The organism is Trichodesmium erythraeum IMS101 (assembly GCF_000014265.1).
In the GTDB taxonomy this organism is placed as follows: domain Bacteria; phylum Cyanobacteriota; class Cyanobacteriia; order Cyanobacteriales; family Microcoleaceae; genus Trichodesmium; species Trichodesmium erythraeum.
In genome coordinates, this window is sequence record NC_008312.1 from 1,371,709 (window position 1) to 1,395,763 (window position 24,055).

At 33.8% G+C, this 24,055-nt stretch carries 12 protein-coding genes; 9 read left to right on the top strand and 3 right to left on the bottom strand.

The features are described from left to right. The first annotated feature begins 211 nt into the window (after positions 1–211). The 4 genes from bchH (at position 212) to TERY_RS04100 (ending at position 11,273) form a co-directional block, all read left to right on the top strand. Positions 212–3,958: a magnesium chelatase subunit H gene (bchH, locus tag TERY_RS04085; protein ID WP_011610663.1), complete on the top strand. Its 3,747-nt coding sequence runs from the start codon at positions 212–214 to the stop codon at positions 3,956–3,958. Positions 3,959–5,082: 1,124 nt separating this feature from the next. Beyond that, positions 5,083–5,529 carry a HEPN domain-containing protein gene (locus tag TERY_RS04090; protein WP_011610664.1) on the top strand — a complete coding sequence of 149 codons (447 nt, stop codon included), beginning with the start codon at positions 5,083–5,085 and terminating at the stop codon, positions 5,527–5,529. 51 nt (positions 5,530–5,580) lie between these two features. Further along, positions 5,581–8,289 (top strand): P-loop ATPase, Sll1717 family, encoded by a 2,709-nt coding sequence (locus TERY_RS04095; protein WP_011610665.1) that lies wholly within the window; start codon positions 5,581–5,583, stop codon positions 8,287–8,289. 1,502 nt (positions 8,290–9,791) lie between these two features. Then, a complete protein-coding gene (locus TERY_RS04100) occupies positions 9,792–11,273 on the top strand; it encodes a phospholipid carrier-dependent glycosyltransferase (protein WP_011610666.1) in 1,482 nt (493 codons plus the stop codon). Positions 11,274–12,474: 1,201 nt separating this feature from the next. Here the strand turns inward: TERY_RS04100 and trmB are convergent. After that, on the bottom strand, positions 12,475–13,137 hold the full coding sequence (gene trmB, locus TERY_RS04105; RefSeq protein ID WP_011610667.1) for a tRNA (guanosine(46)-N7)-methyltransferase TrmB: 663 nt from the start codon (positions 13,135–13,137) through the stop codon (positions 12,475–12,477). A gap of 253 nt (positions 13,138–13,390) precedes the next feature. Here trmB and TERY_RS04110 point away from each other — a divergent pair, with 253 nt between their 5' ends. Continuing rightward, positions 13,391–13,606, top strand: a complete 216-nt coding sequence (locus TERY_RS04110) for a hypothetical protein (protein WP_011610668.1) — start codon at positions 13,391–13,393, stop codon at positions 13,604–13,606. Positions 13,607–15,156: 1,550 nt separating this feature from the next. Here TERY_RS04110 and TERY_RS32275 read toward each other — a convergent pair. Both TERY_RS32275 and TERY_RS04115 read right to left on the bottom strand, forming a co-directional pair. Then, positions 15,157–15,309 (bottom strand): hypothetical protein, encoded by a 153-nt coding sequence (locus TERY_RS32275; RefSeq protein WP_155994296.1) that lies wholly within the window; start codon positions 15,307–15,309, stop codon positions 15,157–15,159. Between the two features lie 41 nt (positions 15,310–15,350). Beyond that, on the bottom strand, positions 15,351–15,500 hold the full coding sequence (locus TERY_RS04115) for a hypothetical protein (RefSeq protein WP_155994298.1): 150 nt from the start codon (positions 15,498–15,500) through the stop codon (positions 15,351–15,353). Between the two features lie 280 nt (positions 15,501–15,780). Between TERY_RS04115 and TERY_RS04120 the strand changes: the two genes are divergently transcribed. The 4 genes from TERY_RS04120 to TERY_RS04135 all read left to right on the top strand — a co-directional run bounded on the left by TERY_RS04120 (position 15,781) and on the right by TERY_RS04135 (position 23,667). Beyond that, complete coding sequence (locus TERY_RS04120; RefSeq protein WP_011610669.1) at positions 15,781–16,875, top strand: Get3/ArsA fold putative tail anchor-mediating ATPase NosAFP; 1,095 nt, start codon at positions 15,781–15,783, stop codon at positions 16,873–16,875. Between the two features lie 289 nt (positions 16,876–17,164). After that, the gene (gene chlG, locus TERY_RS04125; protein WP_011610670.1) at positions 17,165–18,145 is read left to right on the top strand and encodes a chlorophyll synthase ChlG; all 981 of its coding nucleotides are present in this window, start codon (positions 17,165–17,167) and stop codon (positions 18,143–18,145) included. 1,567 nt (positions 18,146–19,712) lie between these two features. Continuing rightward, on the top strand, positions 19,713–21,593 hold the full coding sequence (locus tag TERY_RS04130; protein WP_011610671.1) for a PBP1A family penicillin-binding protein: 1,881 nt from the start codon (positions 19,713–19,715) through the stop codon (positions 21,591–21,593). Positions 21,594–22,554: 961 nt separating this feature from the next. Next, positions 22,555–23,667, top strand: a complete 1,113-nt coding sequence (locus TERY_RS04135; protein ID WP_011610672.1) for a geranylgeranyl reductase family protein — start codon at positions 22,555–22,557, stop codon at positions 23,665–23,667. Positions 23,668–24,055 lie beyond the last annotated feature (388 nt).

The following is a 24,055-nucleotide window of genomic DNA, read 5'->3' on the forward strand; positions in this document are numbered from 1 at the left end:
AATCTATTGATTTTGGCCATGCTGTTAAATCTCAATAACTTTTTACTCAAAATCAATTCTTTCTAACAACCTGAAATCTAAAACCTGAAGTCTAAAACCTGAAATCTAAAACCTAAAATCTAAAACCTGAAAAATCTCTGTCAAGTTGGCAAATACTTGTGACATCTTTAAACTGTATTTGTTTGACATATCTTTTTCAAAAAAATTGGCCATGAAACGTATTGTTTTAATCGCAGGTTTTGAATCATTTAACACCGGACTCTATCGCCAAGCTGCTCAGTTAGCAACTTCTCGATGTCCAAATTTAGATATCCAAGTATTTAGCGATCGCGCACTTTCCACAGAACCAGAAAAAGTAGCCACCGCCTTAGAAAACGCTGATGTATTTTTCGGCAGTCTCCTCTTCGACTACGACCAAGTTCTGTGGTTACGCGAAAGAATACAACATATTCCCATCCGTCTCGTTTTTGAGTCAGCACTAGAATTAATGGCATTAACAAAATTGGGAAAATTTATTATCGGCGACAAACCCAAAGGAATGCCAAAACCAGTCAAATTTATTCTCAGCAAATTTTCTAGCGGGAGAGAAGAAGACAAACTTGCAGGTTATATCAGTTTCCTGAAAACCGGTCCAAAATTACTCAAATTTGTACCAGTCAAAAAAGTGCAAGACCTCCGGAACTGGTTAATAATTTACGGTTATTGGAATGCCGGCGGTACAGAAAACGTCGCTGCCATGTCTTGGGTATTGGCAGAAAAATATTTAGACTTAAAAGTAGGCGAAATACCTCCACCACTCGAAACTCCCAATATGGGTTTACTCCATCCAGACCACCATGGTTATTTTGAGTCTCCCCGAAAATATCTTGAATGGTATCGCCAACAGAAACCAACTTCCCCCACCCCAGTTGTCGGTATTCTACTCTACCGCAAACACGTCATTACCAAACAACCTTATATTCCCAAACTTATCCACAAATTTGAAGAAGCAGGTTTAACACCTCTTCCTATATTTATTAACGGTGTGGAAGGTCATGTTGCGGTCAGAGACTGGATGACCACCGCTCACGAAAGTCAGAAGTCAACCCCCCCACTTACTCCCAAAGAAGGAAATAAAAAACATAATACCACTAATAGGTCAAAAAATTTGTCTCCTATTAGCAATAAACCAATACTTTCCCTATCTCCCGAAGCAGTGGAAGTCGATGCAGTTGTTTCTACTATTGGGTTTCCCTTGGTGGGAGGTCCTGCAGGTTCTATGGAAGCAGGGCGACAGGTAGAAGTTTCCCAGGCTATTCTCAATGCCAAAAATGTTCCCTATCTTGTAGCAGCACCCTTACTTATTCAAGATATCTATTCTTGGACTCGCCAAGGAGTGGGAGGTTTACAAAGTGTAGTCTTATATGCCTTGCCAGAATTAGATGGAGCAATAGATCCAGTTCCCCTAGGTGGTTTAGTAGGAGAAGATATTTATTTAATTCCCGAACGAGTAAAACGCCTCACAGGTAGAGTCAAAAATTGGATTAAACTACGTCAGACACCCCCGGCACAAAGAAAAATTGCTGTTATTCTCTATGGTTTTCCTCCCGGTTATGGTGCTACAGGTACAGCAGCTTTATTAAATGTGCCCCGCTCGCTCCTGAAATTTCTCCATGCTCTCAAAGAGGAAGGTTACAATGTTGGGGAAATTCCTGAAGATGGGGAAGAACTGATTCGTCAAATTAAGGAGGCAGATGAGGCAATACAAAAAGCAGACCTATCGAAAGTAAATTTTAAAAGTCTCGAAAAATGGTTAGGCTATCTATCAATAACTCGCATGGAAAAACAATGGGGAAATCTCACAAATACTGGCATAAAAACCGATGGTAAAAATTTCCATATTGGGGGAATTCAATTAGGAAATATTTGGCTGGGGGTACAACCACCTCTGGGAATTTCTGGCGACCCTATGCGCTTAATGTTTGAAAGAGATTTAACACCCCATCCCCAATATGCTGCTTTTTATAAATGGCTCCAAAATGAATTTCAAGCTGATGCTGTTGTTCACTTTGGTATGCATGGAACTGTGGAATGGTTACCCGGTTCACCTTTAGGAAATACTGGCTATTCTTGGTCGGATATTCTGTTAGGAAATATGCCACATCTATATATATATGCTGCTAATAATCCCTCAGAATCTATGTTGGCAAAACGTCGGGGTTATGGGGTTTTGATTTCTCATAATATTCCTCCTTATAGTCGGGCAAGTTTGTATAAAGAATTGGTGAGTTTGCGAGAGTTAATTTCTGAATATCGGGAAGATACACAGAAAAATTCTGGGTTACGGGAAGGAATTTTTAAGAAAATTTTTGATACTGGTTTAAATTCTGATTGTCCGTTTGAGTATGGGAAAAAATTAGGAATTGAATTTACTCCGGAAAATGCTCGGATGTTTAGTGCGGATATGGTTAATTCCTATTTTGTGGAGATTTATAACTATTTACAGGTTATAGAACAAAGATTATTTTCTTCTGGTTTACATACTTTGGGAGAGGTGCCGAACGAGGAAGAATTAAAATCTTATTTGGAGGCTTATTTTGGAGAAAAAATCGGAGATATAACTCAGGATTTTAGGGAAAGAGATACAGATAATTTAGTTAATAAAGATGCTGAAAAAATTCGGGAGCTGTTAATGCAAAATACTGATGAGTTGACTAATCTTTTGCGGGGATTAAATGGAGAATATATTCCGGCTGCTCCAGGAGGAGATTTATTACGGGATGGTCCTGGAGTTTTGCCAACAGGAAGGAATATTCATGCTTTGGATCCCTATCGAATGCCTTCTCCTGCTGCTTATGAAAGAGGACGAGAAATTGCTAGGAAAATTATTACTCAGCATCTGGAAGAAAATGATAATTATCCTGAAACTGTGGCAGTAATGTTATGGGGTTTAGATGCTATTAAAACTCGTGGTGAATCTATAGGAATTTTATTAGAATTAGTAGGTGCTGAACCAGTAAAAGAGGGTACCGGTCGTATTGTTCGTTATGAATTAAAAAGTTTAACTGAAGTCGGTCATCCCCGGATTGATATTTTAGGAAATTTATCGGGAATTTTCCGGGATAGTTTTGTGAATATTATTGAATTATTAGATGATCTATTCCAACGAGCGGCAACAGCAGACGAACCTGTGGAGCAGAATTTTATCCGCAAACATGCTTTAGCATTACAAGAGCAAGGAGTAGAAAATATTTCGGCGCGGTTATTTTCTAATCCTGCTGGTGATTTTGGTTCCTTGGTAAATGACCGAGTTGTTGATGGAAACTGGGAGTCTGGGGATGAGTTGGGCGATACTTGGCAAGGGCGAAATGTTTTTAGTTACGGTCGTCAAGATAAAGGTCAGGCACGACCAGAAGTTTTGCAGGAGTTGCTCAAGGGTTGCGATCGCATCGTTCAAGAAATTGATTCGGTGGAGTATGGTTTGACGGATATTCAGGAATATTATGCTAATACTGGTGGGTTGAAGTTGGCAGCAGAAAAACAAAGGGGTAAGAAAGTCAGTGCGAGTTTTGTGGAAAGTTTCTCAAAGGATACCACCCCCCGAAAATTGGAAGATTTGTTGCGGATGGAATATCGCACAAAATTATTGAATCCTAAGTGGGCAGAGGCAATGGCAAATCAAGGTAGTGGAGGAGCTTACGAGATTTCTCAACGGATGACGGCGTTGATAGGTTGGGGGGGTACCGCTAATTTTGTGGATAGTTGGGTTTATGATGGTGCAGCTGAGACTTATGCTTTGGATGCAGAGATGGCGAGGAAATTACGGGAGGCAAACCCGGAGGCGTTTCGGAATATTATTGGGCGGATGTTGGAGGCTAACGGACGGGGTTTTTGGCAAACAGATGATGAGAAGTTGGAGAAGTTGCGGGAGTTGTATGATGTGGTAGATGAGAATATTGAAGGTGTGAGTGTTGGGTAGTTTTTTCTGTTGGGTTTCGTGAGCTCAACTCTACCTACAAAAGCATCAAGCTAGACGTAGGTGGGGTAGAACGGAGTGAAACCCAAGAAAAACATATTTTCAAGTCAGAAGTAGGTTAGCTTGAATAAACTGAGACTGAACAAAAACATCTTTTGTTGGTTTTCGTGACTTCAACCCAACCTACAAAACTACAAAACTAATAATTATTATTTTAATTTTATAGAATATCGTAGGGCAAAAAATACCAGGGGCAATTTATTTTTTCACAGCAGTAAAATACAAACGCTAGAAAGTTTTGTGTCAACCTGAAAATATAGATTTACTAAGAAAAGCTTTTCGATATGTTATGCAAAAATATCCATTTTAAATAGATGTTATTGTCATCCTGCTAGATTACCTCTATACTCTTTGAAAATTACCTAAAAATGATGCGGATTTTTCTAATTGTTGGCAGTTAATTAAAAATTATTTTAGTCGTCAATGCTATTCTCAATATGAGGATAAAATTTTAATATCTCGACAATATACAAGGGAAAAAATTGTTCGGCAATGTAGGTTTTGGGAGCATCAAATTCAAAGGAATTTAGATTTTGCTAATCATATCAAATATATTGATTATCATCCAGTACATCATGGATTAGTGGCTGCTCCCAAAGATTGAGAATACTCTAGTTTTATCGTTATATAAAAATAGGAATTTATGACAAAATGTGGGAGTCTTCATAAACGATTATTTTTGATAGTAATTTTTCCAGAGAATAAAACTATAATTTTTGCCAATAATTAAGGATATTGAGGGTATTATTATTGGGTAGTTTCTTAAGCAAAAATTTTACATTTTCAAAGGGATTTAGATTTTGCTAATCATATCAAATATATTGATTATCATCCAGTATATCATGGATTAGTGGCTGCTCCCAAAGATTGAGAATACTCTAGTTTTTATCGTTATATAAAAATAGGAATTTATGACAAAATGTGGGAGTCTTCATAAACGATTATTTTTGATAGTAATTTTGCCAGAGAATAAAACTATAATTTTTGCCAATAATTAAGGATATTGAGGGTATTGTTATTGGGTAGTTTCTTAAGCAAAAATTTTACATTACAGGAGGTAGATTTTTTTGGATAATAACTCAGATACTTATGGCAGAACTATTTATTTAGGTGCTTCTCGACGTCGCCTTGAAGATGCTGAAGCGCTCTATAATCAAGAACGTTGGAATGGTGCTATTTACATGGGTGGTTATGCTATTGAATGCGCTCTCAAATCTCTCCTTTGTCATGAGGAAGACATAGTGAATTTTAAGAAGACAAAAGTATTTAAGCGCTTAAAAGGTTCAAATTTACATGATTTAGAACAGCTATTAGAAGCTTCGTATATATGTAAAGGAGTTAAAGATTCAAAAAAAGATCAATCTCTTAAAAAGGCATGGGACACAGTTAAATTATGGCAAAATGATAAGTTACGATACTCAGATAAAAAGGGTGATAAAATTGAGGCTAGCAAGTTTATTTATGCAGTAAAAATACTACATGGATATTTCTTGGCAAAACTACAAGCTTATTGATGCAGTAAAAAAACTACATAGATATTTATTGAGCAAACAAGGAGAAGGCTAATGACGGATAGAAAACTCTTAATGGAACAAATTCAGGACCACCTAAACCAGAGTTTACAACTTCAAGATTCACAAGTTCAAGTAAACGTAATAAGAATGTCAACAGGTGGGCTAAAAATTATAATTATTACTAGTTTATTTCAGGAACAATCTTTAGAAGAGCGAGAAGACAAAATTGATGAAATATTAGCAAATATAGATTTGAATTTGAATAAATATCCAATTTTAAGCTATGATTTGTTAACTCCTGAAGAAGCAATAGAAGAACCTTTTGAATCTACTCAACCTCAGTTACCTTTGTGGTCAAATATTTTAATGGCACCAGAACCTGATGTACAAAAAAAATCAGATGAAGAAGATATTTTTAAAACTCCTTTAGTTGTGACATTCTATTCTTTTCGAGGAGGGGTTGGTCGTTCTACGGCATTGGGTTTAGTTGCTGGAATATTAGCTACTGAAAAAAAACGTCGAGTAGTAATACTAGATTTTGATTTAGAAGCACCAGGAATTTCAATTTTATTGGAGCCAGATATTTCTAAATTGAGTCCAGAAAATTATGGTGTATTAGATTATTTATACCAACGCTTTATCTCCCCGGAAGAAAATTTTCCTCCCATTGAACGTTGTATTTATCAAGTAAAATTAAAAGCCCGCGGTGACTTATTTGTGGTTCCGGTTGGGGAATATGATGAATATTATATTCATCGTTTAGCTGAACTAGACAGGGGTACTTTGCAGGCTTTTTATCATCGAGAAAATAATCCAGTTGAACAACTAATTGAAGATATTAAAAAGCAATTAAATCCTGATGTGATTTTAATTGATGCCCGTCCTGGATTTAATGATACTAGTGCTATTGCTTTATTAGATTTAGCTGATACAGGAATTATCTGTTTTTCACCTACTGACCAAAGTTTTAAAGGATTAAGTTGGGTGGTAAAAAGTGTTCGTAAACAATGGGAATATCAAGGGAAACCAGATTTGAGTTTTGTCCTAACACCTATACCTCCTGTTGCTCAAGAACAACGTCAAGTTTGGATAAGTAATGTTGAAGATTGGATAGAAGAAAACTGGGGGTTACCAAATGATAAAACAGTCAGCGACACTTACTATGAAGTTAACTACAATCCTACCCTTAGCACTTTATCAAGTCTAGTTAATAATTTACCTAAAAGTTTACTGGATAATTATCTTTCAATTGCAGAATCAATTGATGCTAGTTTGCCAGATATTAAACCTCATTTAAAAACCACTAATGTTCTTAATAAAGATACTAAAGAAGCTGTTTTAAAGGAGTTAAAATTTTCAGCAGTAACAGCACAAGATATAGAAGTAGAAAAGATTCCAGATATATTCCAACGCACAGGAGATTTCCCCAATTTTTTAAACGATAAAACTTGGTTGATTCGAGGTGCAAAAGGAACAGGAAAAAGCTTATTATTTAGACTTTTTGTAGAACAAACATTAAAAGACAAAGCAAAAAAATTAGCTGAAGAATCTGGTAAAAACATAGATAATTTTTATTGTATTCCTGGTCATGGTAAAGCTACAATAAAAAGGTCTATTTTAGAGGGTACCGCCCTAGCTAGTTATGAAGAGCAGGCGGGAGATAATTGCTGGAGATGTTTTTGGTCAAATTATGCTTTATTACAATTATGTTATTCTTTGCCACAAAAGTCGCTCCCTAATATTAATGAGAATTTAAAAGCTTTAATAGATACTGAGGAACCCAGAAGCGGTGATATAGTTTCGTGGTTAGTTGACCAAGCAAAATCATCAACAGCTAGTGTCGAAACTCTTGATCAACTACGAGATGTTAACTCATACTTACAAGAAAATAATCGGCGAGTGTGGCTCCTCTATGATGAGTTAGATACAGGATTTGGCCATAGTCAAGAAGACTATCGGCGACGAAGAGAAGCATTAGAAGCTTTGCTGGCTTGGTGGTTAGAAAGTGGTATCAGCCTGGAATATATTGTGCCTAAGATATTTTTACGAGAGGATATTTGGAATAAACTTAACTTTACTAACAAAGGACATTTTGCCAGTGGGCGAACGCTTGAATTGAAGTGGGAAGAAGCTGATCTGTGGCGACTTGTACTGCGCCAAGCTCTTCAATTATCTGATAGTCTTAGTCAAACTATTAGTCAGGAGTCAGGAGTAACAGTTGAACGACTTGAGAAGACTGAATTAAAGCAATTACGCCAAAGCCTTTTTCCTCTGTGGGGAGAAAAGATGGGTAGTGGCAACAAGAGTTACATTTACAACTGGATACGGAAACGAACCGCTGACAGCCAAGATAATAGTTTTCCCCGAAGCTTGATATTACTTTTAGAGCAAGCAGTCGAAAGAGAGAAAAATTACTCCAAAGAATATAGTGATCCAAGAATTTTGCGCCCAAAGTCATTAACTGATGCTTTGCCAGAGGTATCTAAGCAGCGTGTCGATGAAGTGTGCAACGAATATCCCGAACTTGAGGCACTGTTAAAGAAACTCCGGGGTGAACGCTCACCTATTGATGAAAAACAACTAACAAAAATATGGAACATTAAAGGTACAAAGTTAAATGCTCGTCTCCAGGAAATGATTGATGCAGGTATTTTTAAAGAGTATTCACGCCGTAAAAATGTCTCCCCAGATGTCCGGGTTTATAGTGTTGCTGAACTATATTTGTATGGATTGGGTATGACTCGTAAGGGACAGCGCTAGGCCAAAAATATTCAGGGCTTACTTATAGCCACCTTAATATAGTAGGGTTTTTCATCTTGTGGAGCACTCCGTTGACCTTTACAAATTTGATATATTGTTACCCTTGCCCTTGTAATTGGAGTAGTGTTTTATAGTTTAGCGATCGCCGATGCCTTTTTTTCGCCATTGGTTAAACCTTTGAGTTGTTGAGCATTATAGTAAATAATCATAACTCGAGTAGCTACTACTAAGTTGAGTCTGACAAAACAACCCTATATAGTTGAGATATTCCCCGCTACCCTTAACAAGGGGGGAGCTAACAAAAAGTTCCCCTTTTAAAAGCAGGGGATCGTAAATTTACCCCATAAGTGTGGAAGTTACTATCTTTTTTTAATTCAACTTTTGCACCGTTGCCCAGCCTAAACTATTCACCTTACGGGGTGACAAGCAGCTCAAAACACGGGCAGGTCAGGGAAAGCCAGGAAAGCTGAAGGGCGGGGAACCTGTGTTTGTTTTTTTTATTCGCGTCCGCGTCCTGCATATCTATCGTAGTATCCCACCTGTTGAACCCCCCTGGCGCCCTTGGAGCCCTACCCTAGAGGAGTGACTAACAGTCTATTCGCTACAAGAAATTGACTTACTACCCTTGCTATTTGTTTATTTTCCGGCATTACCGTCAGCAGAAAGTCAAAAAGGGCTGACTTCTTCTTAGTAGAGCGAGAATTTTAGCCATGGATGTCGTTAGCAATATCCCCTCAGGGCAACCCAAGCAAAATAGGTGCAGGTGTAAGTATAAATTGAGCGATCGCCTCCTTTGAGTACACTATAAATAATTAAATAAATTTGGTTAGGACTCATTACAGTTTGAATAAATACATACTTAAAAAACCTAGCGTTGGTTATTTTCGCGCGTAATTGTACTTTAATAGCGATCTCCTAAACCCCTTTTTCTTACTAGAAAAACATTTTCTATTTTGCCAAATTATGATTTCATCATGATTCACCTATTTAATGGCAAAATTTAGGTTTCAAAAGGTTTTTAATATTATGAAGTGGAGATGTAGCTACCCCTGAGCTTTGCCTTTCATATTAGCAATAGTCAAAACCCTAAAAAAACAGAAAATAAACAGAAAATAAACAGAAAATAAACAGAAAATAATTAGTTTTGTTCTTTAAGTTCCTAGGCAAAATTAATTACCTGATTTTATTCACAAATCATTATAGAATATATACTTTTTTCATTTAAATATGTGTAATTAACTCCGTATAACTAGTTAACTATAGATAAAATTTTTACCACTATTTCACCACTAATTATTAAACAGATTAATATCTGAATCAATAATTATTTTAGCGCAATTCCATCATTTAAAGACTTGACATTTTTAACAAAATAATGTAAATTTATATACATTATTAAACTAACAGCCCTATTTGTTTGAAATAAAGGGGCTGTTTTTTATTGATTTTTACTAAACTTAGAAGTCAGTCAAACTCAATTATACTCAATTACCTAACAATTTATGCAACCAATATCTCATCAATCAAATAAATGGTTTGTTATTGGAATAGCTAGCATATTTCTATTTTCAGCAATTCTGAGATTTTGGCAATTAGGTCGTTTTAATACCCTCGTTTTTGACGAGGTTTATTATGCTAAATTTGCTAATAACTATCTTACTCAAACTGAATTTTTTAACGCCCATCCTCCCCTCAGTCAATATATAATTGCAATTGGTATTTGGATAGGTTCTCATTTACCCTTTGGGCAAGAAATAGTTAATAATGAAACAGGTTCTACTTTAGCCGCTTGGAGTTATCGGTGGGTAAATGCTTTAACAGGTTCATTTATTCCTCTGGTAGTGGGAGCGATCGCCTATAAATTAACACACCGTTGGAGTTATAGTTTGATAGCTACTTTACTCATGGCTTTAGACGGATTATTTTTAGTTGAGTCTCGTTATGCTCTGAATAATATTTATCTAGTAATTTTTGGATTATTAGCTCATTTGTGTTTAATTGTTGCTCTACAAAATAATCAATTAAAACAAAAAAAATGGTTAGTTTTATCAGGAATATTTTTTGGTGCAAGTACAGCGATAAAATGGAATGGTTTGGGATTTTTGTTAGGCATTTATTTACTCTGGATATTGGTATGGATAATTAAATTTTTTATTCAACAAAAAAAATATGAATATACATCTGCTTGGCAAAATTTAACTCGAATCAATCTGATTCAATTAATTCTAAACTTATTCATTATTCCCATAATTACCTATAGTTTACTGTGGATTCCCCACATTATTCTCAACCCTAAATACGGTTTTTTAGAAATGCAGGAACAGATTTTCAGCTATCACCAAAGAATTGGTAGTGGAGCTGATATTCATCCTTATTGCGCTCAATGGTTTACCTGGCCCTTAATGATGAGACCTGTAGTTTATTTTTATAAGAATACGGGTTTACTAGACAAACCAGAACCTTCTTTAGCAACACTATATTCAGATATTATATCTCCCCAACTTAATCCTATAATTTTTGATGTTCATGCCATGGGAAATCCTATTCTTTGGTGGTTCTCAACATGGGGAATTTTATTATTAATCTTGATGTTATTTAATCGTGTTTGGCATTGGGAAAAAAATAGACAAGCTAGGCGTAAAAAAATCAAATTAAACCATCTTTTTAAATTCCCACCTCCCTCAGAAATGTGGTTATTACTATATTTAGTTATAAATTGGCTAAGTAATTTTATGCCTTGGAGTAGAGTAAGTCGTTGTACTTTTTTGTATCATTATATGGGAGCTTTAGTATTTGCTATTTTGGGGTTTTCTTGGTGCTTAGATAGGTGGTTAAATAGTCAGCAAGCTTCCTTGAGAATAATGGGAGTCACAATGATTTTTATAGTTTTATTTGCCTTTGTTTTTTGGATGCCTATTTATTTAGGATTACCTTTATCTCCCCAAAATTGGCAGTTCAGAATGTGGTTTCGGTCTTGGATTTAATTAAATATTAGCTCTTAGTATTTTCGTACCAAAATTATACTATTTATCAAAAACTTTTCTACATTTCCCCATAGCAGATAACCCACCTCTGACCTTTAATACAGATGGGAAAGAGAGTGGGGAGAGGAGCTTTGCATTAAGGTGTCCGTACAATATTATAAGTGGTTATATAAAATTAATTGTACAGAAAAGATAGTTACAGAAAGTGTTTGAGTATTAAAATGCATTTTCTATTAAATATGAATGGATTGAATTTGACGCCGATAATGGTAGGCAAAGTTTACTTAATTATTTCAAAAAAGTGCTTAATAATTTTGCTAGAAAATATGGAATTAATTTTGTTTATAATATTTGTTAAAAATTAATATTAACAAGGATAAAACCACTTAAATAAGTTATTACAAGAGTATGTTAATAACTAAAAATTTTGAAATATTATCTAACTATAGCGTTAATGCATAGGAATTGGTGTTACCCATTCATGTCAGGTAGTTTTTTATGTCCGCGAAAGCCGAAAAGATCAATAATGATTAGATTTTATAACTCTTTACTATATTTCTAAACTTCTGAAGTATTTCAGTAGGAATTTCGTCTCAATTAGGCACGGTATTAGAGAGCAAGAACCCACGCCACAAAATTTAAATTATTTAATTGAAATGCCCAGGTAGGAAGATAAAGGTAATTGCTATTTAAGAATAAATATTTGTACTTCACATACTTGGAATATTCTGTAATATTAAATCAAATATCACAAAGTATTCACTCCAAATTTGGTGATGAAAAATAGGTGAAAAAAATATATTAATTTTCAATTTGCTCAATTTTTATTAACTTTATTCTCTCCTAATAGACTTATATAAATTCTAGCTCACAAGAAATTGCTGATGAAATATTAAACCATGATATTATCAAGTTTTTTTATATTAAAAAAAAAGTGCTATTTTTTAGGTTTTTTGCTTATATTTATCAGCATTAATGGGAAAATAATTTTCTAAAAATCAAGGGACCAATATACCAAACACTTCTTAATTAAATCCTATTTTGATATAGTTATGAATCCTTAATTATGAATTTTATTCCTGAGCTATAATCTCACCAATTAAACTTTTTTAGCAAACTCTAATTAACCATAATAAAAATATTTTTATTATGTTAATTTATCCCAATTCTCAATCCTATAAAATTTTCTCACAGTGAGTATTCAAGGAGATATAATATTAGGAGTAGGTTCCTCTAACTTAATAAATAACGCCCGATACACAGGCTGATTTTTGCCTAAAGTCACCTTTTCTCTTTCTGATAAAACTGGCAGAATATTTTCTTTTAACCAATCATTATAACTTCTATAAAATGAACCATGAGCCGAGAAGCGATTACACATTTCCTTAGCTACTTTTTCTATATCAGAATGCAGAAAAACTTCTCCCCCTACTGTTAAATAATTTGCTAAATCTTCCACTAATTTTGGTTGTACAACTCGACGGGTTTGATGACGTCTTTTAAACCAAGGATCTGGAAATAAAATAGAGACTTTTTTTAAAATTCCTTTTGGAAAAGACTCAAATATTTTTCCCAGGGAAATATTCGCATTACAAAACAAATAATGCAGATTATTTAAACCCTTTTCATCTCGCCAATTATTAGCTTCTATCACCAAGGGTTCCCGTATTTCTAAACCCAGAAAATTCCACTCAGGTTCTACCTGTGCCATCTGCCATAAAAATCTCCCTCTAGCACAACCAATATCCAAATATAATGGTTTCTTTATATCTGCATAAATATCACTAAAATTGGGGATAGTTACTGACTGTTGATATTTGCTAGCTAAAGGGTTGACATGCTGTCTAATTCTTACTCTTACCAAATTTTATGCCTCCATTCTTACAGTCGATCTCTCTCGACTTTAGCTGATTAATAATTAGAGCTTACTGAAAAAGTTTGTTATTGAAGGAATTAATACCAATTGACTTGAAAATAGCGTAAATAACACATTTAATTTAATAGATATAAATTTCCTGTAGGCTTTTTAAAGCTCTACCATTAATCTACTTAGAATTCCATATTATATACCTTTAAACTAATTTTTTAGACTTTTCCAAATATTTGTAGTTTAGAGAATGCTATGCAAAAATATAGACAAAAGTGGGAAATATAATTTCATTATTAATGATGGTACCGGATATCAAGAGAAACTAAGACTTTTGGGTTCCCCAGAAATTATGAGTTGGTATATTTATTGCTTCTGTACAGTTATTCTAGACTCAAACATCTACAAAGCTATTTCGACCTTTGTTCAAGCTGTTCGTAAAGCTTTTTTGGGTAAAGATAGTTAGCTTTTTATGTCACCCAGGGAAACATAACCCTAAAATTCAAATTTTCTATGACAATTTTGCCATGGTTTTCGGTTAAGTAAATTCTCAGTTTATGAAGTCCGTTTTGACGGATGCTTACTACTTTTCTCAGCAACCTGGCTATCTTCAGTTGTGCTGCCTTCAAGTTAGCATAACCCACCTCTTTTGAGAATTTAGGTATTGCATTTGAGATAACTTAGCTTCAAATATATGAATTGGTTTTCACAATTTTAAATACTTTTCCATCACTTAATGTAGCTAAAGTGTTCACTCTTAAACCTACACCAACAATATCAGTTTTTTTTGGTGTTTTTACGACCTAAAATTCATAGCTAGAAACGAGAGACCAATCACCTACTTTTCTGCTAATAATAATTTTTTTAGTTGTTGCCTCTGCCGTGGTTCATAAGTTTTTACCATACCAATAAAAGGTAGTTTATGATTCCATCCATCTAATTCTATTGGTTTTCCAAAATTATCAATTGTAAAAGAATCAGACTTACCTTTTTTCTTAAATATTGGATACTTACCTAACTATTATTTGCGAAGTATTCCGAAGAAAAAAACTCTTAAATACTTTAACTAAGTGGATAAAAGTATATTCATAAACTCTAGACAAAAAATTTTTCATCCAGGGTATTAGTGGTTTTGTATGATTAGTAAAAAACCTCTCTGAGTTTACGGACATTGGGTTGATAACCATCTTTATATGCTGCATTCGTTCAAGCTTAAGTCCCAATAATAACAACATCGTGAGTAACCTGCGTATTGAGCCATCAGGATTTTCTGTTTATTATTAAGTTTGAGTTTGGTATGAATTGATTCCATGTATAACTGAGTACAGTTCACGAGAGTAGTAAGTAATTTCTTGCTATGTTGTATCTTTATTCTTTGACTAAGTCAATGCTCTGGTAACTCTTTTTTTAGTTTATAACTATGATTTTTGGGTAGCCAGAAATAACTATCGTATTATACTGCTTTATAAGGTAAATTTTTAGCTATCAAAACTATCCATCTACATTTTTCTGAGTTATTCCTGTTAGATAATATTTCTAGAAATCTGTATTATTAAAATTAATCAAATAAACATTTTTTGATTCATAATAAAACTGAAGCGAAAATAAGAGTAACTTTAATTTTTATTCTCTCACTTCAATAGAGCTAATAAACTTCCTTTAATATTGATATTGATAATAATTAATTTTTTATTTTTCCCTATATTTGTGGGGAGTTTGATACTCTCTTACTATGTCATCATACTGTAATAGTTGATAGACAGAATTAACACTACGTTCATCTAAAGTATTAATTAAGTAGCTTTGATATATTTATAACCACTATTACCAATTTTTTTGAAGTCAACTTCATAACTAAAAGTAACTTTTTCGCCCCAAGTATTTTGGATTTCTGCTAAATTCTAAGCTAGTGCAAAAGGTTTCTGTCCAGATGTATTAGTTGTACTATCTATCCCATTACCATTACTACCACCTTATTTTACGCCCCGTTGAATATATGGATTATTTTCAGATAAGTTATCTCTCTTTCCGTTGCTTTCTCTGCTTGACCCCATTTTCCTTAATAATTACCCATTTTTTATCCCTTGAGTAATAGCAAATACCCCAAGGTTTATAATCTTCCGTCTCAAAATTCCTTGCCCCATCATCAGTTAGACTATCTTGATACATTGATAAAAACGATTAGCCGAACCACCAGAAACAAGGTAATATTAGTCATTATAATTAGCACCCGTATTTCTGTTGTCAATAGCAATTATTTCATATGACATATTCCACCCTAACCCCAAAAGACCCGTCGGCACTTCCATGTTCCAAGTATCCACCATATTTTGAATGTTACTTTGGTACGTGATGGCCACTTTGACATCCAAATCACTGCGACCCGGAAGAGACATTAGTTCTAAAGGAAGATTAGATTGACATCTCACCGGAATATATTAGCCACATTAGGGACATTCCCTACGCTTCCGCGATCCATCTAAAAGGTTCCGGTAGTAAGAAGTTGAGACAAAGTACTCGGAGAATAATTACTAGACACCATCAATACTAAGCTTGTGTAGAATGTTAGAAAAATGATGATATCAACTAAAGTATTGTTTGTGATCAAACGTTTATTAATCAACTTAACTAATAATTAAAATGACCATTACTTATACATTTTTGGGTAAAGGTGGTACAGGTAAAACAACCATTGCATTTGCCACTGCCAAAAGATACGCTAGCCAAGGTAAACGAGTTTTATTTGTGGGACAAGAACCTGCTTCAACATTATCCTTAATATTAGGTGCTAATATTGGCCCAGAACCAACAGAAATAGACTCGAATCTCAAAGCAGTCCATATTCAGGCAGCAAGTTTACTAGAAAGCGGTTGGAAAGAACTGAAAAAACTAGAAGCTGAATATATTCGTACACCCTTCTTTAAAAAGGTATATGGTCAAGAACTAGGAGTTTTACCAGGAGTAGAAGGAATTCTGACCATTAATGCTATGCAGGAATATAGTGCTAGTGGGAAATATGATTTGATTATTTACGATGGTACCGGAGATAAAGAGACACTAAGACTTTTGGGTTCGGCAGAAATTATGAGTTGGTATATTCGTCGCTTCCGTCAAGTTATTCTCGACTCAGACCTCTACAAAGCTATTTCTCCATTTGTTCAACCTGTTAGTAATGCTATTTTAAATGTTGACTGGACAGGGAATAATTTTTCTCAACCGACTGAAAAAATCAATGAACTTTTAGATAATGCTAAAGCTACTATAGCTGACCCCAACAGGGTGGCAGCATACTTGGTTACGACAAAGGATAAGGCAGCGATCGCCACAGCCAGATATTTATGGGGAAGTGCCCAACAAGTTAATCTCACTGTGGGGGGAGTAATTCTCAATCAAGCAGATAATGTAGATAATATTACTGCTGAATTTTCACCATTATCTGTAACTCCAGTTCCCCATGGTTCTAATGAAAATTGGCAACTTTTAATGGATGCTCTGCCAGATTTTAGCCAGGCAGTTAAAGCTCCCAAGCCTATTATCATAGATATTCAAAAAAGTCAAGTAAGTTTATTTTTACCTAGTTTTGATAAAAAACAAATTGGACTTATTCAAGATGGGCCAGAAGTAACTATAGAAGCAGGAGACCAGAGAAGAAATATTTTCCTTCCTCCACCCCTAAGTGGAAGACCTGTTCGTGGTGCAAAGTTCAAAGACGATTATTTGATTATTTCTTTTTAAAAGGAATGGGAAGTAGAGAAGAGGAAAAAAAGATTGATTTTGAGTTTGGTTAAAAGTTTATAGTAATTGTCAATAGATAACTACAGAACTAAAACCAAAATTTTGTAGGGACATTATAAAATCACAAAACATTTTTCAAGTGTATAAGAGGACTTATGCATAAATCGGGTTTATGAACTAAAATTTGCAATTATCTTGTATTAAATTAGGGTAATAAACCCGGTTGATTATTTGGGAAGCTTAAGTTCTATATAAATTACTTTTACTAATCAGAATAATCTCATTAAAAATGACTAATAAAGAACCAGAAAAATTGGAAAATAGCACTGCTAAAACTAGACAACTATTAGGAATGAAAGGTGCTGCAAGTGGAGAAACTAATATTTGGAAAATCCGTCTGCAATTAATGAAACCCATAACTTGGATTCCTTTGATATGGGGAGTAGTATGCGGTGCTGCATCTTCAGGAAATTATAGTTGGAATCTAGAAAATGTGTTGATGTCTGCTGCTTGTATGTTATTAGCAGGACCTTTGATGGCGGGTTATACACAAACTTTAAATGATTTTTATGACCGGGAAATAGACGCTATTAATGAACCTTATCGACCCATTCCTTCTGGTGCAATTTCTATTTCTCAAGTTGTGACTCAAATTGTTTTTTTGTTATTAGCAGGAGTTGGTTTATCATATCTCTTAGATTTGTCTGCTGGTCACGAATTTCCAATTCTTACTATGCTTTGTTTATTAGGTGCATTTTTAGCTTATATTTATTCGGCACCACCACTGAAGTTAAAACAAAATGGTTGGTTAGGAAATTATGCTTTAGGTTCTAGTTATATTGCTTTGCCTTGGTGGACTGGTCATGCTTTATTTGGAGAGCTAAATTTAACTATTGTAATTCTGACTTTGTTTTATAGTTTTGCTGGATTAGGAATTGCAGTAGTTAATGATTTTAAGAGTGTAGAGGGAGATGAAAAGTTAGGTTTAAAATCCTTACCTGTAATGTTTGGTATTGGTACTGCTGCTTGGATATGTGTATTAATGATTGATATTTTTCAAGCTGGAGTTGCAGTTTATTTAATTAGCATTAAAGAAAATTTGTATGCTGTTATTTTGTTGTTAATGGTAATTCCTCAGATTACTTTTCAGGATATGTATTTTCTCAGAAACCCTCTAGAAAATGATGTAAAATATCAAGCAAGCGCTCAACCTTTTTTAGTATTAGGTATGTTAATTACAGGTTTAGCTTTAGGTCATGCAGGAGTTTAGTATTGAAGAAATAAGGATGAAAACAATAGGAAAAATGCTAATAATTTAACTATAATAATCCTAAATAATTTGATAAAAAAAATAGTAAGATTTGGGTAACAAAAATCAAGGAAAAATATAAATTTGGAGGCCAAACCTAAGCAAAAATATTACAAGTTATTTAGGATTACTATAAAAAGTGATGATGACTTTTAAGAAAACAGATATTACTATAATTAATTATGAAAAAAAAGATGATATTAGCAGTAAACAATTAATTGGAATTTGCCCAAGTATTTGGGTCTAATTAGAAACTTTTTTATTTCTATAAAAATGTTTTTTTACTGTACGGATATGAGATATAAGTTGAAGTTTATTATAATCCCATATTGGCAATGTTCAGAGAGAAAATTTATAACTCTTCGATACTGTACAAGATAATATTGTTTACGGTAGGTTAAATGGCACAGATAAAGAAATTAATCATAGCAATAGAAACAATTAAATATCACAACTTCCGACTTGAATTTTACTGATGGTTATAACTCTATTATTGGGGAGCAAGGAGTGAAATTATCAGGAGAAAAAAGACAAAAAAAGCAATCGCCAGAGTTTTGTTAAAAAATTCCCAAATTGTCATTTTAGATGAAGCAACTTCAGCTTTAGACTCAGAGTCATAAAAATTAATTCAAAAGTCTGTAAAAAAACTTTTTTAAGGATATAATTAGTATAGTTATTACTCATCGGTCATCAATTATTTATCATATTGATTTAATTTTGGTTCAATAAATTGGTACAATAGTAGAAATGGAAACTCATGCATAATTAACTGTTTAAGAAGCTAGGTATGTTAATATTTATCAATTATAATTTTCTCAACTTTTTTTAGAATAGGAAAAGTCATACATTTATGTATAAAAAGTAATCTCTAGTAATCTTTGACAACTGATAACTTAACTGAAAAAAAAGGGTATAGTTAGGGTGTATCAACTACAATTTTCTCAACTTTTATAACCTAGCGATCTTCCCTGTCTATTGCTTTACCAAACCCTTGATAAAATCTGTTGTCAGACTCTAGCTTCAGTAGTAATATAGACCTCTAGGATAGTCGTGGCTATATACCTGCTACCGAATTTGATATAACTAATAAAGTTTTAATTCTCAGGAATTACGCAAACTAACCAATAAACCGGGTTTATTACCCTAATCATTGTTGTTCAAAGCTTGTTTTAAGTCAGTTCTGATAGTATAAAAACAAATATAAGAGAAAAAAGTGGCAAATAAAAAACAGAAAAATATTAAAGAGATATTCTCAGAAACAGAGGCTGATATAATCAGAAAATCTAAGTATATAGAGTCTCAGGTTAGGAACAATAAAAATAATTTTAATCCTGTATCAAATATGTTGAGTCAAAAATTTCAAGAGCCCTTACAAGCACCAAAATTTGATGGCAGAAAAAGCCAGAAAAAAAAAGTTAATCCTGTAGAAAAAAAGACAGGTAAAAAGGTTATAGACGTAAATATAAAAGGAATTTTATTGAGTTGGAAGCTATGGTTAGGGTTAGGTTTGATTGGAATTAGTAGTATTATGATTTACGGTGGGTGGATGTGGCGAAAATTAGAGCAAAGCTTACCAGAAGTTGCCGATATTTCCTCCTATAGAAGAGATGGTACTTTAACGATCAAAGCTACAGATGGTAAAATTATACAACAAACCGGACCTGCCACTCGAGAAAAAATTAAATTACAAGATATTCCTACTCCTTTAGTTCAAGCTTTTATTGCTGTTGAAGACAGACGTTTCTATGAACATAGAGGAGTTGATTATCCAGGAGTTATTCGAGCATTTATATTGAATATAATTGCTAGAGATATAGTTCAAGGGGGTAGCACTATTACCCAACAGTTAGCACGGATGGTTTTCCTTGATATGGAACAAAGTATTTGGCGTAAACTTCGGGAAGCAATGCTAGCTTGGAAAATAGAAAATGAGCTATCTAAAGAAGAAATTCTAGAATTATATCTAAATATAGTTTATCTGGGGTCAGGTACTTATGGAGTCGCTGATGCAGCCTGGGTTTACTTTAGCCAACCAGTTTTCGGACTAACTTTAGCACAAATGGCAACTTTGGCAGGTTTGCCTCCTGCACCCAGTCAATATTCACCTTTGGTTAACGAAGAAGCTGCTAAACGTCGGCGAAATCTAGTATTAAAAGAAATGCAAGCAGCAGGTTTGATTTCTGATGAGCGAACAAAAAGAGCGATCGCTCAACCAATGAAAATAAAACCTAGTGCGCCAAAACGTCTCATAGTTGAAGCTCCATATTTTGCTAACTATATTCAGAAAGAGTTACCGAAATATGTTTCCTCAGAAGTTATAATGGCAGGAGGTTTAACTGTAGAAACTACTCTGGATAGGCGTTGGCAAGAAATAGGGGAAAAAGTAATTCAAGAAGCTGTTGATATTGATGGTTATCGTCAAAGGTTTGACCAAGCAGCATTAGTCGCTATTGATGCTAATACTGGAGAGGTTAAGGCGTTAGTAGGAGGTCGAGATTTTGCTAAGAGTGAATTTAACCGAGCTATTCAAGCGCAACGTCAACCAGGTTCAACTTTTAAAAGTTTTGTCTATGCTGCTGCGGTTGCTGCTGGTATTCCTCCGACTAATGGTTATCGAGATTTACCGTTTACAGTAGATGGTTATAAACCCAAAAATTATGGTAAAAAGTATGGTGGTTGGCGATCAATGATTGATTCTTTGGCATATTCTGTAAATGTGGTGGCAGTGCAGGTGTTGATAGATGTAGGGTTTGAACCTGTGATTAATTTAGCTAAGGATATGGGGATTAAATCTGAGGTTAAGGCTACTTATTCTATGGCGTTGGGTAGTTGGGAGGTTAATTTATTAGAGCTGACAAATGCTTATGCGACTTTTGCTGCACAGGGTAAGTATATTCCAGCTCATGGAATCAAAAAAGTAATTAATCAAAACGGTAAGGTTATCTATGAGAGTAATTTTAAACCAAAGCAGGTGTTAGATAAGGATAGTGCGGCAATTGTTACCTGGATGTTGGAGAATGTGGTGAAATATGGTAGCGGAGCGAATGCTTATTTGTCTGATCGCCCTGTTGCAGGTAAAACTGGTACGACTGAAGAGGCCCGAGATTTGTGGTTTATTGGTTATATTCCCCAAGTGGCAACTGGAATTTGGTTTGGTAATGATGATAATAAACCTACTTGGGGTGTGAGTAGTACAGCAGCTTATAATTGGCAACAGTTTATGAGGAAAGTAGCTAAAGATATACCTGTGAAAAATTTTCCGAAAAAGCCCAGTTTTTACGATCGCAAACCTACTATTGAATCTAAACCAGTGACACCAAGATGGACTAGGTATGGGAATGTTGGGCCTGATGGTAGGGAGTTAGAAAAAAGAAATTATTATAGAGATTATTATGATGGGAGTTATTAGATTTTTTTGAGAAAAAGGATAACTGATGCTTTAATATTTATGCACTGATAAAATGCAAATTATTAATCCTGTCTTTTGTTCTAAGTATGATGGAAAAAAGGAAGGGCAAAAAGACAGGCGGTGCAAGTTTTGTTAACTTAGTTTTACTGAACCTAATTCAAAATGTATTTTTTAGCTGCTCACCTCACCCATAGTCTCATAAAAATGTTTCTTGGTGTATATTACAGCTATAAAAATTTATTTCTCTAATTTCCTTGTTGGAATAAATATACTTTTTTTTGTATTCATAAAAATCTCTTAAAAAGGAGTCATGAAAAATAGTTTTATACTATAAATAATGCGAGATTAAATATTTGTTTGAGTCTAGATAAAAGAGGATAGAATATTATTTGATTGGAGATTATTTTCTAATAAATCTCTTTATATTCTTGTCTTATATCGGATAATATTTTATTTTTCATTATTATCACTATAAATAAGGTAAACTTCATTTTTCATCAAAAACTTAAGTACTATATCCAGGTTTTAAATTTATATTCTTAATGTATTATATAAATTCTTAACTGGTTACGAAAATTTTTATTAATTTTCAGAGAAAATCTTTCTAACTCTAACTTTTAATTTCTGATACCAAATTCCCCAAGCATAAGAGAATATTTTTTAAATTTACCGCCGGGGAGATTATTTTTATATCCTAATTTTGTATAACTTAGTAAATACCACAAAAATATTTTAATTGAAATGGAATTTCTATATGTATGTATGAAAAAATATATGCCTCTATACCTCAAAAAACTAAATAGTTGTATGATTATAAATATTTTGTATAATAGTATTTATTTAGCAATGGTACAGTTTGCTCAGACAAAAATATTAAGGTAATTATAATTGTTTGACTGACAGGGTAGTCCCCTAAAAATGGTATATTATATTCCTTATTTCTTATTTTTACTTGATTATAATGTTTGATTGTATAATAGTTGGTTCCGGACCCGCAGGAGCAAGTGCTGCATATCATCTGGCAAAAAACGGACGTTCTGTATTAGTTTTAGAAAAAGAAACTTTACCTCGATATAAACCCTGTGGAGGTGGAGTTTCTCCTATTGTTCAAGAATGGTTTGATTTTGATTTTACACCAGCTATTTCTTTGAAAATTAACTCCATTTGTTATACTTGGAAAAAAGGCGATTTAGTAGAAGTAAAATTACAAAATAAACAACCTATTTGGATGGTACGTCGAGAAATTTTTGATTATTTTATTATTCAAAAAGCACAAAAACAAGGGGCTGAAATTAGAGATAAAACTAGAGTTATAGGTATAGAATTTAAGAACAATAATTGGCAAGTTTATACAGATAATCAGTCATTTACTTCTCCCTATTTAATTGCTGCTGATGGTGCTAAAGGTTCAATGGCAAAATGGTTAGGATTTAAAAATCGTAAACGTTTTGCTGGTGGAGCGATGGAAATAGAAATACCAGTTAAAAATCAGAAAATTGATAGTGCTTATTTTGAGTTTGGGATGTTAAATAATGGCTATGTTTGGAATTTTCCTAAAGCTGATGGATACTCAATAGGGGTTGGTACATTTTGGCGAAAACACGGTCAAAATTTTACGGCTTTATTAACAGAATATACGAGTATGTTTGAGGTAAATATTCAAAATGTTCAGAAGTTTGGTCATCCTTTATGTTTATGGAATGGAAATCAAAAATTACATACTCAAAATGCTGTTTTAGCAGGAGAAGCAGCTTGTATTGTTGACCCTTTTACTGCAGAAGGAATTCGCCCTTCTATATTTACAGGTGTTAAAGCAGCAAGAGCAATACATAATTCTCTAAATGGTGATTTATTTGCTTTAGAAAAGTATACTCAAATAATTAATGAAGAATGGGGGAAAGATATGGTATGGGCACAACGTTTAGCTCAAGGATTTTCTCGTTTTTCACATATTGGTTATCAAGTAGGTGTGAAGCGACCTCATGCTACTAATATTATGACAAAAATTATGTCAGGAGAATTGCGTTATTCTGATGTAGTGGGTTCTGCTTTACGACGACTTTGGCAAAGGTGAAAAGTAGGGAATACCATTTGATGTAAGTCAAAGTTTAACAGAAAAAGGATTAAATAATGGGGTAGCTAGTCATACAGAAAAAAATAGCGATCGCTTATTATCAAATACTAATATTAATATTATCAAACATTACGAAGATATTAGCTGTTTTCTAGAACCAGATTTAGTCATCAAAGAATTTATAGAGCTTTTAAGTAGTATTGACTATGGCAGCGATATTGAAAATTTACTTGAGTAAAAGACTGGGACAAAAAGTCATCCCTGAATGAATTTTTCTGGGGAAAATGCTCCGCGAACAGAATTGACTAATCTCCTCACCCTAAATAGGTATTACTATATTTAGGTAGTACTACATTATCGAAAAAAGCGATCGCTCCTCAACTCCAAT